At 67.2% G+C, this 13,807-nt stretch carries 8 protein-coding genes; 3 read left to right on the forward strand and 5 right to left on the reverse strand.

Going from position 1 to position 13,807, the window contains the following annotated elements:
• Window positions 1-48: 48 nt before the first annotated feature.
• Window positions 49-1,098 carry a sensor histidine kinase gene (locus AQZ59_RS02280; protein ID WP_062612783.1) on the forward strand — a complete coding sequence of 350 codons (1,050 nt, stop codon included), beginning with the start codon at window positions 49-51 and terminating at the stop codon, window positions 1,096-1,098.
• Window positions 1,095-1,706, forward strand: coding sequence for a response regulator transcription factor (locus AQZ59_RS02285; protein WP_062612785.1), 612 nt, complete (start codon window positions 1,095-1,097; stop codon window positions 1,704-1,706). The genes AQZ59_RS02280 and AQZ59_RS02285 overlap by 4 nt, the downstream gene beginning before the upstream one ends.
• Window positions 1,707-1,831: 125 nt before the next feature.
• On the opposite strand, the gene AQZ59_RS02290 is transcribed toward AQZ59_RS02285, so the two are convergent.
• The 3 genes from AQZ59_RS02290 to AQZ59_RS02300 are packed head-to-tail and all read right to left on the reverse strand — an operon-like array spanning window position 1,832 to window position 6,621.
• Complete coding sequence (locus tag AQZ59_RS02290; RefSeq protein ID WP_062612787.1) at window positions 1,832-2,707, reverse strand: class C sortase; 876 nt, start codon at window positions 2,705-2,707, stop codon at window positions 1,832-1,834.
• Between the two features lie 55 nt (window positions 2,708-2,762).
• Window positions 2,763-4,199: a SpaH/EbpB family LPXTG-anchored major pilin gene (locus AQZ59_RS02295; protein WP_062612788.1), complete on the reverse strand. Its 1,437-nt coding sequence runs from the start codon at window positions 4,197-4,199 to the stop codon at window positions 2,763-2,765.
• Window positions 4,200-4,239: 40 nt separating this feature from the next.
• Window positions 4,240-6,621 carry a SpaA isopeptide-forming pilin-related protein gene (locus tag AQZ59_RS02300; RefSeq protein ID WP_062612789.1) on the reverse strand — a complete coding sequence of 794 codons (2,382 nt, stop codon included), beginning with the start codon at window positions 6,619-6,621 and terminating at the stop codon, window positions 4,240-4,242.
• A 743-nt stretch (window positions 6,622-7,364) separates the two neighbouring features.
• Between AQZ59_RS02300 and AQZ59_RS02305 the strand changes: the two genes are divergently transcribed.
• Window positions 7,365-11,765: a DUF3418 domain-containing protein gene (locus AQZ59_RS02305; protein ID WP_082661114.1), complete on the forward strand. Its 4,401-nt coding sequence runs from the start codon at window positions 7,365-7,367 to the stop codon at window positions 11,763-11,765.
• A 20-nt stretch (window positions 11,766-11,785) separates the two neighbouring features.
• Here AQZ59_RS02305 and AQZ59_RS02310 read toward each other — a convergent pair whose 3' ends face one another.
• Both AQZ59_RS02310 and AQZ59_RS02315 read right to left on the reverse strand, forming a co-directional pair.
• Window positions 11,786-12,478 (reverse strand): hypothetical protein, encoded by a 693-nt coding sequence (locus tag AQZ59_RS02310; RefSeq protein ID WP_062612793.1) that lies wholly within the window; start codon window positions 12,476-12,478, stop codon window positions 11,786-11,788.
• A 77-nt stretch (window positions 12,479-12,555) separates the two neighbouring features.
• The gene (locus AQZ59_RS02315; protein ID WP_062612795.1) at window positions 12,556-13,659 is read right to left on the reverse strand and encodes an NAD(P)-binding domain-containing protein; all 1,104 of its coding nucleotides are present in this window, start codon (window positions 13,657-13,659) and stop codon (window positions 12,556-12,558) included.
• Window positions 13,660-13,807: the final 148 nt, after the last annotated feature.

The following is a 13,807-nucleotide window of genomic DNA, read 5'->3' on the forward strand; positions in this document are numbered from 1 at the left end:
TCGGGCAGCACAAGCCGGGCGGGCAGCGCGGGCCGGGGCGACGGCGTCGTGAAACGCTCACGCGAAGAGCTGCGCGAGCAGGTGGGCGGCATGGCAATGGCGTTCGTGTGGCTGGTGTTCCTCATCAATCCGGTGGTGGAGATCCTCGGGCAGACGGAGCCCGCGTGGCTGAAGGCTGTCCAGCTCGGGGGCCTGGCCCTCTTCGCCGCCGCGTACATCACCGGCACCGCCTACGCGCTCACCCGTCCCGACCCCTTCTCCGACACTTTCTACCCCGCCACGGCAGTAGCCGTCGCCGTGTCCGGCGCCATCTTCATCGCCAACACCGCGGTCTACCCCGGCGCCGCCGCACTTGGGATCTACGTGGTGGCCCAGCTCGTCATCACCCTGCCCCCACGCATCGGGTATTGGGCGGGAGGGCTGCTGTGTGCGGTCGTCGTCGGGCTGATCTCGCGCCTGCCGGGGGACGGGATGTGGGCCCTGGGGTTCATCGCGGTGGCCGTGTACGTCTCCACCATCGGCAGCAGCTACTTCACGCGCCAATCCGAGCGCGACAAGCGCGCCGCCCGCCGCGAAGCCACCCTCGACGAACGCGAGCGCATCGCCCGCGACGTCCACGACGTCCTCGGCCACACCCTCACCGTCATCTCCCTCAAATCCGAGCTCGCCAACAAACTCCTCGACCGCGACGTCGAGCGCGCCCGCGCCGAAATCGCCGACATCCACCAGCTCAGCCGGCAAGCCATCGCCGAGGTCCGCTCCACCGTGTCCGGGCTCGCCGGGCGGCAGCTGGCCGCGGAGCTCACGCACATTGAGGAGGTCGCCGACGACGCCGACCCCAGCCACCGCATCCTCTTCGGCTGGGTGGTGCGTGAGGCGATGACCAACATCGTGCGCCACTCGGGGGCGCGACACGCGTGGATCAAGATTGGTGCACAGAGGATCGTGGTGGCCGACGACGGTGTGGGGTTCTCGCCGATGTCCGAGGGCAACGGACTGCGCGGGCTACGCCAGCGCGTGGAGAACGCCGGCGGTAGGCTGAAGGTGACAAGCCCCGGGCCGGGCGGGCGCGGGGCGCAAATCGAGGTGGAACTGTGAGCCCAATACGCGTTGTTCTCGCTGATGACCAGGCGCTCGTGCGGGGCGCGCTCGCCGCGCTACTCTCGCTTGAGGACGGCATCGAGGTGGTGGGCGAGGCCGGGGACGGCGAGGAACTCGTGGCGCTGGTGGGCAAGGTGGCGCCGGATGTGGCGCTGGTGGACATCGAGATGCCCGGCATGGACGGGATCGAGGCCACGCGGCAGATCGCGGGCCGGTGGCCGGAGGTGAAGTGTCTGGTGGTGACCACGTTCGGGCGGCCGGGCTACCTGCAGCGGGCGCTGGAGGCCGGGGCACGCGGGTTCGTGGTGAAAGAAACACCCGCCGAACAGCTGGCCGACATGGTCCGCGGCGTGCACGCCGGCAAGCGCGTGATCGACCCGGCGCTCGCCACCGAATCCCTGTTTTCCGGGGTGAACCCCCTCACTGCCCGCGAGCGCGAGATCCTGCGCATCGCCCTCGAAGGCGGGAAAGTGGCTGATATTGCGGGGCGCGTGCACCTGTCCAAGGGGACGGTGCGCAACCACCTGTCCTCGGCGATCGGGAAGATGGGCGTCACTACGCGGAGCGAGGCAGCGCGGACCGCCCAGGACCAGGGGTGGCTCTAGGCGGCGTGGTAGGGCCGGGCTGCCAGCCCGTGCCGGCGGGCGCGGCGGGCTCTTCTGGTCGACCCGTGGCTAACTAGTGAATCTGAGCCCGAAAACGCCGGATTTCCGGACCAAAACCACCAAACTCACCTGTTAGCAACACGGGCCTCACGCCGGTAGAGCACAATCTCGCGCCCGAGGTAGACCGCAATGAGGAGCAACACCGCAATGGAGATAGGCAGCCACCAGGGGAACCGCGGGAGCTCGGAGGCCTGGCCGGCGCTGTCGACGTCGGCGGCAGGGGTGGGGATGATGCGCTCGCCGGTAACAAGGATGCGGTGGCTGTTGACGCCGAGCGGGGTGCAGGTGATGAGAGTCGCCAGGTCGCGGCCGGGCTCAACGAGCACCGCTTGACTGTCTTGGGGCTCGACCACTTGCGTGGAGAAGACGCGGTACGTCAGCACCTCACCAAAGACCTCGAGCGTAAAAGTGTCTCCCTCTTTGACCTGGTCGAGGTTGTTGAAGAGGGTAGCTTCGGGCAGACCACGGTGTGCGGTGATCACCGTCCGGGTGGAGTCCCCGCCCACGGGTAGCGACGTTCCCTCCAGATGACCTGCGCCCTTAAGTAGTGTCTCCTCGCTCGTGCCATGGTAGATCGGCAGATCCACGTCGATCGACGGAATGCGGATCCTGCCCATGATCCCCGCCTCGCCAGCCTTCAGCTGCTGGTCGTAGGGCAGGACGTCCGGGTTCGATTCGAGGTCAACGACGCCGGAGCCGTGCGGCACGTGCTCGTTCGATCCGACGACAGCCCCAGAGGCGAGCAGATCGTTGTATTGGCGTGCTTCTTGGACTTGTTCGCGGCGGTCCGGCTCGACGTGGTCGACCAGGTTGGCGTAGGAGTCGACCACCTTGGACTGGTCCCACTGACTTTTCCATGAGGCGATCGTGGGGTAAAGAATGAGCCCGCTCCCGGCTAGGACGAGGAGCGCGATGATGAAGGCACTGACGAGGCGACGCATGGCGTAGATACACAGTTGTGGGGGTGCTGAGGCACCCCCACAACTCTAGGTGATGTTAGCTCCGCTTACGCGAACGAGAGTTCACCGCGTAGAGTGCCACGCCGGCGCCCACGAGGCCCAAGCCGAGCACGGTCAGCAGCGCCGTGCCCGCCGCACCGGTGAGGGGCAGATCCGGGCCGTCTTGCGGGGTGTTCGTCACGGTGGTGAGTTGCTCAGTCGGGGTCGTGACCTTACCGGCCTTGATCGTCACCTTCGTCACCGTGTCAGGAAGGACGTAGCCGGCCGGAGCCTTGGTCTCCTTGAGGCAGAACTCCTTCGTCGCCTGGTCGGCTGCGGTGCCCTTGTCGAACGTTCCGAGGTAAATGCCGGTGAAGGAGACGACGCCGTCTTCGCCAGAGACCGCTGTCACGATCGGGTCACCGGTGGTCTGGTCGCCATTGCACTGGTAGAGGCCGAACTCGGCACCCGACAGCTCCTTGCCCGGGTTATCTGCGTCCACCTTCTTGAACTTGTAGTCGCCGAAGTAGGGATCCTTGGTCGGGTCGATCGGCGGGGTGGGGACGTTCGGATCCTCGAAGGGGTTGTACTCGTTGTCGATCGGCCACGCGCTGTTCTCGACGATGCCGTTCTCGGGGATCGCGGTCACCGTGGTTTTGAGGACGAACTTGACGGTGTCACCCTTCTTGATCTGTGCACGCGCAGTCTCGCCGAGCGTGATCTTAACGCCGTTCTTCCCGCCGGTGAGCGGCTCGACAGTAACGTCCGTCAGCGGATCGACGGCGTCCTTCAGGTAGACCTTCGCAGACTGGTCAACATAGCTCAGGTAGTCCTTGAGCTCATCGACCACGCCGAATGCCGACGGGGTGTCGGTGGTCGCCGTCGTCGTGATGGTCCACTCAAGGACGTCACCCACCTTGTGCGTGTCCTTGTCGTCCGAGACTTCCTTAGTACCCGGTGTCTGGACGACGTTCTTGGGGTAGACGTGGACGTTGGTGATCCACTTGCCGTCAAACGGAAGCGGGATGGTCACGAAGAACGGGGCCGCCTTCTTCGTGATGGCGTGCTCGCCCGTCCCGGTCTCCTCGACGAGGTAGACGCCCATGTCGAGGCTGTTGACTGCTACCGATCCGTCCTCAGTGGTCGTCACCTTCTGGGAGGTACCCCTGGTGATACCGTTCTGACCAACCTGGTCGACAGTCAGGGTCGAGACCTTCTGCCAATCAGCATTCTTGTTCAGGTCAAGACCTTCGATCTTCGTGACGGTGAACTCCACGCCCTTAAGCGGATCGCTCGGCGCGGCCGAAGTGCCGTCCGGCTTGAGCTGGTTGGTGTTGCCGACTTCCTTGTGCTTGTGGATCGTAATCGACCCTTGCCCGGTCGGCATATCGCCCGGAGCGGCGTTTGCAACGCCCACACCGAGGGTGAGGACGGAAGCCAAGGCGACGACCGTCGTCGCCACAGCGCGCTGCTTCAATTTCTTGAGAAACTGCACTCGAGTACCTTTCGTCTTGTGGGCTGAACTTCGCCCTGTTTCAGTGACGCTTACGCGGTTGCGCGAGCCTTATGAGCAGGGCGAAACTGAGGACCCCCGCACCCAGAAAGGCGTAGAAGTCGCGTCCGATCCCGCCGGTGAGCGGAATCGTAGGTCCGGCCTGTAGTGTGTTGTAGATCGCCTTCGCTCCCGCGAACGTCACGTCCGGGTTGTCGGCGGCGATTGTGAAGGTCGTGGGCGTCGCGTCGAGGACGTAGCCCGCGGGAGCCTTCGTTTCCACCAGCTCGTATGTGCCGAGCGGGAGGCCCGTGACCTGGATAATTCCGGCCCGGGAGTCTGTGTCGTTGTGCGCCGAGCGCTCGCAATCGGCGGGAGAGTTGCCGACGCAGTCGGTGATCGTCCACGTGTCGGTCGTCGTCGTGTTCGTCAGCTTCCACTCCGACCCGCTTAGCAGCGGCTCGTCACCCGTGACCGCCGCGCCTTGCTTCGCGCGCTTCTCGAAGGTCAGCGAGCCCCTGATTGGCGTGTTGACCACCGCGTTGTGCCACTTGTGCCCGGTCACGGGATCTTGACCGTCGTAGAGGTCTACCTTATGTGCCTCCTGCGACGGCGAGCTGATCGTGAACGTGTAGGTCTTGCCCGACTTCACGTAGCCCGCGGGGGCGACCGCTTCCGTCAGCGTGTAGGTGCCGCGACCAAGCCCGGTGAGGAGCAGCCGACCCTCCTCCGTGTCCTGGTCGATGCCGCCGGGAGCTGTTGCGTCGGGGACGGTAAAGCTGGGCGCTTCCTGCGTGGCGCCGTCGACGGTGAAGGTTGCGCCGTCCTCGCGTGCGAGCGTCCACGATGAGCCGGCGAGCAGCTCGCCGTCCTCGTTCACCTTCGCCCACTCCATCTTGCCGTTGGCCTTCGCCGAGTTCGTAAACGTGCACACCACGTCACCGACGGCATTTGGAATGGTGACGCTCGCCGTTGCCGTGGCGCCCGAAACCTTCGGCGTCGTGGGCTGGACGCCGCCATCACAGCGAAGCGTGACGGTATAGCCCTCCAGCGTGGCGCCGGGGCGGTTGATCGTCTCAGAGAGGGTGACCCGCGTTCCCGCCAGCACCGGGAGCCGCTCGGTGGTGACCTCGGTTTGCTCGCCTGAGGTGCTCGCCTCCCGGGAGATGTTGTTCGTCCCGACTTTCACCGTGAACTGGTCGGCGGCGTCCACGCGGCCATTGACGACCTTCCTCACGGCAACGGACGGGATGACAGCTTCGCCTGCAAGATCGGAGATCTGGCCCACCCACGGCGTTGGCCGATAGTAGGGGCGGCCCGCGCCAGTTCGTTCTTCGCGCCAAGCGGCAAGCGGATATGCCCACGGCGAGTTCGGGTCCATCTCCCAGTAGGTGCCCAGATCGCCGACGTGCGGCATCGAGCGAATCTCGCGTGCAATACCGTTGGCGTCGTGCTGGTAGAAATGCGAAATGGAGTCGGTCTTCTTGTAGTTCGACGTGATGAGCGAGCCGTCGGGCCCAATCGAGATGCCCGTCGTCTGCGCCGCGTCAGAGTTTTGCTCACCGATGGACTGGCCTTGACGAATTTTCGAAGTGCCAAGGTGATAGGAGGCGAGCTCGCCGCCCCGGGCCGAAGCGAGGGTGTCCCGTGTCACCACCTCAAAGCTCACCTCGTTGTAGCCCGCGTTCGAGCTGCCCGGAATATCGGCCTGCAGATGGGAAAACACCACCACAAGATCGCCGGATTCGGTGAACGTCAAGTCGCCGTTGTTGTCGCCATTCGAGCCCCCAGGCGCGGAATCGCGGACGTCGCCGACCTTGTCTAACCTGCCATCGGGCGTCATCTTGTACACGTGCGCGACAAGGCGCTTGTCATTGTCCGGGCCTTCGCGATCCGTGATCGCGAGGTAGTACGTTCCGTCGGGGGCCACCTGACCGCCGTTGAAGGTGAGATCCTTGAGCTCGTTGCCACCCGGCACCTTCTTGTAGGGGAACTCGAACTCGTCTCCGAACTTCCTCCACTCCGTGTCGCCCGGCGTGTACTTATAGACTTGGAAAAGCGGCGCCTTTGAGGAGCCACTCCTTCCCTCGTAGGGGGTGCCAGTCTGCCCGACCTTCAGCGTCGCGTACCGAGTGCCGTCCTCCCCAACGCCGAGAGCGTTGTAGTTCAGGCCCTTGGAGAAGTAGCAGTACTTGCCATCCGTTCTTGTGGGGCGGGCGTCCTTACACTCGGTGCTGCTCAGCGGACGACGAACCTCCCGCCGGGTGTTGGGGCTCGTGTAGGAGGTGAGGTTCTGGATGCCGGGCAGGTACGGCGGCAACGGGGCGAGGTCCGCCGTCGCCGGATTGAAAAGGTAGAGCTCACCGTTCGTGGACAGGGCCTCGATACCCGGCGCCGAGCCTGCCGCACCCAGTGCGGCGAACATGAGCGGACCCGAGTCTTCGAACCCGTCAGAATTGGGCTCCGCGAAACTCCGATCGCCCTCTTGCGTATCTGCCTCCGGATCGCCCTCGGCCGTATCCGGAGCGGCTAGCTCAGAAAGCTGCTCTCCCCCCCCCCGCTGAATTATCGACACTTGGCGTTTCGGGCGTAGCTTCCTCGGAACTGTCAATCGAGGGGTTGGCGTTTTCAGCGGTTCCCGGCTCCGCCGATTCGGTGTCGGCGCTGCCGGAAGGTTCCGTCTGGCCGTCTGTCTGCGTGGCGGCGTCGGTCGCCTCTGCGACCGTGGAAGGCGTCGAGGAATCTTGCGCGACGGCGGCTGGCACGCCCCCGACCAGCGCCAGGCCTGCCACCACCGTCAGTGCAACGAGTGCACGCAGACGCGCCGTGACGCGCTCAGCACATTTGCTCATGGTCACCCCGCCTCCGAAGTGGTCACTGCCGATGTTGATGCACTTATACTGCTATTTAGCGCCACCGAAAACAATATCGTTTTATCCTATGAACACGTCCGACATAGCTACGACTTGGGGCGGACGAAACCCAACCCCCCCCCCCGAACTGGGGCAACGCTCCTCTGAACACCCGTGCCGGAGGGCCCTTGTCCCGCAGTGTTATTTACGACACACCTATAGGCTTTAGTGGTTTATTCTCTCGACATCACCTCGAATGCCCACACCGTCACTGTCGCCGAATCCTGCCGCCCAGCAACGTGGCACAATGGTTTCGATGATTGACGGAAGCACACCTACCAGGCACGGCGAGACGGCTGTGGGCAAGCGCGCCAATAAGCGCGCCGGCAGGCCAAACGCCAAGCATGCCGGCCGCCGCTCCCGCGGCCCGCGCCCCTTCATCCCCGCGGAGCTCGAGGCCCGCCGCGCCGCCCTCCCGGCGATCACGTACCCGCCGCAGCTCCCGGTCTCTGCGCGCCGCGCCGACATCGCGGAGGCGATCGAGAACAACCAGGTGGTGATCCTCGCGGGCGAGACGGGCTCGGGCAAGACCACCCAGTTACCGAAGATCTGCCTGGAGCTTGGCCGCGGCATCACCGGCATGATCGGCCATACGCAGCCGCGCCGCATCGCGGCCCGTTCGGTGGCGGACCGAATCTGCGACGAGCTGGGCGTGGAGCTCGGCGGCGCGATCGGCTATCAGGTTCGCTTCACGGAGCAGGTCTCGCGCACCACCCTGGTCAAGCTCATGACCGACGGCATCCTCCTCGCCGAAACCCAGTCCGACCCCGACCTGCGCAAATACGACACGATTATCATCGACGAGGCCCACGAGCGCTCCCTCAACATTGACTTCCTCCTCGGCTACCTCGCCAACCTCCTGCCGCGCCGCCCGGACCTCAAGGTCATCATCACGTCCGCCACGATCGACTCCCAGCGCTTCGCCGAGCATTTCGGCCGCCACATGTACGGTGGTTTCCCGGGCAACGAGGCGCCGATCATTGAGGTGTCGGGGCGCACGTTCCCGGTCGAGATCCGGTATCGCCCGCTTTACGACGACGCCGTCGGCCCGGCTTCCAGCCTGCCCTCGGGCGGTCGCGATGGCGACGCCGCGACCGCCCCCAGCCCCCACCACGCACCCGCTTTTGAAGGCAGTGAAAAGCTCACGCGCGAGGAGGCCCGCGACCAAGTGGCCGGCATCCTCGACGCGGCCGCCGAGCTCATGGCTGAGGGCCCGGGAGACATCCTCGTGTTCCTTTCCGGCGAGGGCGAGATCCGCGACACGGCCAAGGCGTTCGAGGAGGAGCTCGGGCGCCGTTACGTTGAGCCGGGCGGGCGGTCGTCGGTGCCGGACGCCGTCGAGGTCCTGCCCTTGTTCGCGCGCCTGTCGGGCGCCGAACAGCGCCGCATCTTCCAGCCCCACGCCCACCGCCGCATCATCCTGGCCACGAACATCGCCGAGACCTCGCTGACGGTGCCGGGCATCCGCTACGTCATCGATCCGGGCACCGCCCGCATCTCGCGCTATTCCAACAAAACCAAGGTGCAGCGCCTGCCGATCGAGCCGATCTCGCAGGCGTCGGCGAACCAGCGCTCGGGGCGCTCGGGCCGTGTGGAAGACGGCATCGCGATCCGGCTGTACTCGGAGGAGGACTTCGTCGCGCGCCCGGAATTCACGGAGCCGGAGATCCGCCGCACGTCGTTAGCGTCGGTGATCTTGCAGATGGCAGCGATGAACCTGGGCTCGGTTGAGGACTTCCCGTTCATCGACCCACCGGACATGCGCCAGGTGCGGGCCGGCCTGCAGCTGCTCGAGGAGATCGGGGCGCTTGTGCCGATGTCGGCGAACGCGCGCGGCACGGTGGTGGGCGCGGGCACGCACCTGCTCACCGAGACCGGGCGCATCCTCGCCCGCCTCCCCATCGACCCGCGCCTCGGCCGCATGCTCCTCGCCGCCTCCGACAACGGCTGCGCCGGCGAAGTCTTGGTACTGGTGGCGGCCATGTCGGTGCAGGACGTGCGCGAACGGCCCACCGAATTCCGCGCCCAAGCCGACCAACTCCACGCCCGCTTCACCGACCGCACCTCCGACTTTCTCGCCTACCTCAACCTGTGGCGCTACCTGCGCACCCAACAGCGCGAACTGTCCGGGTCGGCCTTCCGCCGCATGTGCCGGGCCGAATACCTCAACTGGCTGAGATTCCGGGAGTGGCAGGACGTCGTCGTGCAGCTGCGGGAAATGTCGCGGCCACTGGGGATGGACGCCAAGCCGGTCGCGCTCCCCACGCGTGCGGCGCTCGCCCGCGCGGCAGCCGAGGACAAGGACAACTCGCACAACCAGGACGTGGCCCGCGCGGTCAAGGCGCTCGGGCAAAGCGCGGACACCCCCGCCGCCGACCAGATCCACCGGTCAATGCTGGTGGGCCTCCTGTCAAACCTCGGCTCGTGGGACGAGCGCAGCAAGGACTATCTAGGCGCCCGCGGCACGCGCTTCATCATCTGGCCCGGCTCCGGCCTGCACCGGCGCAACCCCAGCTGGGTGATGGCCGCGGAGCTCGTGGAAACCTCGCGGCTCTTCGCCCGCTCGGTGGCGCAGATCAAGCCCGAATGGGTGGAGGAAGTGGGCTCGCACCTGGTGCGCACCTCCCACTCCGAGCCCTTCTGGTCCACCCGCCACGGCGCCGCGATGGCGCACGAGAAAGTCACCCTCTACAGCCTGACCCTCATCGCCGACCGCAACGTCCTCCTGTCGAAAGTCGGCACACCGGCCGCGCGCGAACTCGCCCGCGAACTGTTCATCCGCCACGCGCTCGTGCAAAACCAGTGGCGCGCCCACCACGCCTTCATCAAACACAACGAGCAGGCTCTCGCCGACGCCCACGAGGTCGAACAGCGCCTTCGCCAGGGCGGGCTCGTGGCCGACGACGCCGCCCGGTTCGTTTTCTTCGACGAGCGGGTTCCCGCGGGCATCGTGTCCGCGCGGCACTTCGACTCCTGGTGGAAGCGCGAGCGCCACAAGAACCCCGAGCTTTTGAACTTCACCCACGACTTCCTCCTCGGCACCACCTCCGCCAGCGACGCCGACTTCCCCGAACAGTGGGTGCAAGGCGACATCACCCTCCCCATCGAGTACCACTACACGCCCGGCGCCCACGCCGACGGCCTCTCCATCGACGTGCCCGTCACCCTCTTGCCCCAACTCACCGACGACGGCTTCGACTGGCTCGTCCCCGGCATGCTCGACGAGCTCGTGGTGGCCACCATCCGCGCGCTCCCCAAGCCCGTACGGCGCCACCTCGTGCCCGCGCCCGACACCGCGCGCGAAATCCTGGGCAAGCTCCCGACGTGGGACGACGTCGCCCACGGCCAGACCGGCGCCCCCAGCTTCCGGTCCGCTTTTAACGACGCCGTCCGCGCGCTTCGCGGCGTGGAGATTTCGGCGGCGCAATGGGCGGAAGTGGCCCTGCCGCCGCATTTGGAGATCACCTTCCGGGTGCGATCCGAACGTGGGGCCGTGCTCTACGAGAGCACGTCGATCACCGACTTGCAGCGGCGGCTCGCGCCGCAAACCCGCACGGCGGTTGAGTCCGTGGTCAAGGGCGCGGTGGCCCAGGCGCTGGAGGAGGCGCGGGCGCAGATTCTGCAGGAGATGGGCGCGGGCGCGCCGTCTGGCGCGGGCGCTCGCGCTGGCCGAGGCGACTCGTCCGGTTCTCGCGGGGCCGGCGCGGCGGCGTCGTCGTCGGCCGGGCAGGCAGAAACCGGGGCCGTGGGAGCGGGCCTGCCGAACGGCGTCGACGGCATGGAAGCCTGGCCCGAGGTGGAGGAGCTGCCGGCGGTGGTCGAGACCGCGGGGCCGCACGGGATGGCCGTGCGCGGGTACCCGGCGCTGGTGGCGGAGGGGCGGCGGGCGAGCCTGCGGGTGCTGCCCGAGCCTGCGCTGCAAGTGCGCGACCACCGGCGCGGGGTCATCCGGCTGCTCGCCACGGAGCTGACGCTGCCGGAGGCGCGGGTGACGTCCAGGTGGAATGGGGAGGAGTCGCTGACGATGGCGGCGGCGCCCTACAAGAACACGGCGGCGGTGGTCGACGATCTGCATTTGGCCGCCGCGCGCAACATTGCCGACAGGTGGGCCGCCGCGAACGACACGCCACTCGGGCGTCTGCGGGCCCGGGCCGACTATGTGGCACTGCGGGACTACGCCCGCGACCACCTCGAGGACGAGATCTATACGCTGGTCAAGACCGTGGTGCGCGTGCTGCGCGCCTACGGGCAGGCCGACGCCAAGGTGCGGGCCAACAGCTCGCTCGCGCTCATCAACACGGTGAGCGACGTGCGCGAGCAGATCTCCGGGCTCGTGTACGAGGGCTTCATCGGGGCCACCGAGGAGGAGCGGCTGGCGCACCTGGTGCGGTACTTGCAGGCGGCGGCCATGCGCATCGACAAAGCCGCGCAAAACCCTGCCGCCGACGATGCCGCCGCCTGGCAAGTGCACGACATTGAGGATCTGGTCGCCGATGAGCGGGAGGCGGCTACGGATCGTGCCTACGATCCGGAGCGCGCGGCCACATTGCGGCAGGCCAGGTGGATGGTGGAGGAACTGCGGGTGTCGCTGTTCGCCCAGCAGCTGAGGACGGCGGGGAAGGTGTCGCCGCAGAGGATCCGCAAGCTACTGGCGTAGCCGGTCGCCGAGCCCGGCTCCTAGTAAATAACCCAAATATAGGCCAGCGCCACCGCGAGCCCCGCCCCGAGCGCACCCCACCACTCGGCGGCCGCGCTCGCCGGCACCCGCTCTAGACTCCCGCGCCGCATCGGCAGCGCCGGTGCCCGGTTCGACAGTTGCCTCGGGTGCCGCGCCAGCCGTTCGCGTAGGGCCTCCTGCTCGGGGGTCACCTGATCAATGTTGGCCAGCTCGCCCATGCCGCGCTCGACCTGCCGAAGCGCCATCAACGTCCCGACCTCCGGCTCCTCCACCTGCACCCCGCCGGTCTCGCGCAGCAAAATCACCGACCGAAACGGCTCACCCTCCACTGGCTGCACCACCACTGGCACCAGCAGCCCCTTGTTCGCGCCCTTCTTGATGTACCGCGAGTAGGGGCTCTCCGCCGTGGCCAGCGTCCGCGCGATCACGGGGATGGGCGTACCGCGGGCGTCGTCGTCGAGAAAACGCCACACCACCACGAACGCGACCAGCATGATCACCGACGGCACCGCCGCCAGCACCATCCGCGCCGGGCTGAGGTAACCGAGCAGCCAGAAGAGCGCGAGAATCGTGCCGAGGAACGCCCCGAGCGTCCCGGCGGTGACGATGCGGCGCGCGCGGTCGATCGGCCGGTCCGCGGGCACGGCGCCCGCCTCGCCGATGCGCGCAACTAGGTCTGTGTGTGAAGCCATGATCCTCCTACCCGTCACACCCTACCGCAGACCTCCGACAGTTTTTCCGCTTCACGGCGCCGTCGCGCCGGTCGCGTCTACAGCTCGCGGACGATCTGGGCCACGGCGGCGCGGGCGTCGCGGCGGGCGCCGATCGTCGACGCCGAGGCGCCGTACCCGAGCAGGTAAACGCGCGGTTCCTTGACGGCGCGCGAGCTGTCAAGCATGATGCCGCCACCGCGTTCGCGCAGGTGGAGGGGTGCGAGGTGGCGCAGGTTGGCGCGGAAGCCCGTGGCCCAGATGATGGCGTCGAGGTCGAGGTAGTCCTCGCCCCACCAGACGCCGTGGCGGTCGACCCGGTCGAACATCTCACGGCGGTTGAGGATGCCGCGGCGTTCCATGTCGAGCACCCGTTCGTTGCGGGGCAGGCCCGTCTCGGCCACGACGGGCAGCGGTCGCAGCCCGGCGTCCGTGCGCGCACGCACCCGCGCCTCGATCACGCGGCCGGCCTCGGCTGTGAGTCCGCCCGCGGCCTCGCCCACGGAAAAGTCGGAGGGGTCGCGCCAACGCGGGGGCGTCCGGGTGGTCCAAAAGACGTTTTTCGTCACGCGCGAGACATCATCCAGGTGGTCGAGCGCTGAGATTCCCCCGCCCACGACCAGCGTGCGTTTGCGCCAAAACACGTCCGGATCGCGGTAGTCATGAGTGTGGATCTGGATGCCGCGGAACAGCTCCCGGCCGGGGTACCAGGGGATGAACGGCGCGTCCCACGTGCCGGTGCAATTGATCACCACGCGCGCCGACAAATCGCCGACGTTCGTGTGGACGCGGAGGCGCGCGCCGTCGTCGTGAACGGAGCGGACCTTGACCGGACGGAAAACGGGCAGGTCGAAGGTGTCTTCGTAGTCGCCGAAATAGTCGGTCAAAAACGCGGAGGCGCGCTCGGGGCCGGCCGCGGGGCGCGCATGCAGGCCGGGGAGCTCGGCGATGTGGTTGACCGTTTTCATCGTTAGGCCGTCCCAACGGTGGCGCCAAGCGCCGCCCGGGCCAGTTTCGGCGTCGAGAACGACGAACGACGCCGCCGCCCGCGGCGCCGGCAACGACTGCGCAGCGTACCCGGCCACGCCACGCTGTTGGAGCTCATGCGCGGCGACGAGCCCGGCCTGGCCTGCTCCAATCACCACGACATCTACCTCGTGCATACCTCAACGGTAGCGTACGCGGAAGGGCACTTTGCAAGGGGCGCGAGGGAGTTGTTGGGGTGGAGGGGTGGGGCTGGGGCCGTGGGGTAGGGGCGGGTGGCAGGGCCAGGCGCGGAAGGCTGTCGGAGGGAGTGGATAGAATCGGCGC

The organism is Trueperella bernardiae (genome assembly GCF_001469025.1).
Lineage (GTDB): Bacteria > Actinomycetota > Actinomycetes > Actinomycetales > Actinomycetaceae > Trueperella > Trueperella bernardiae.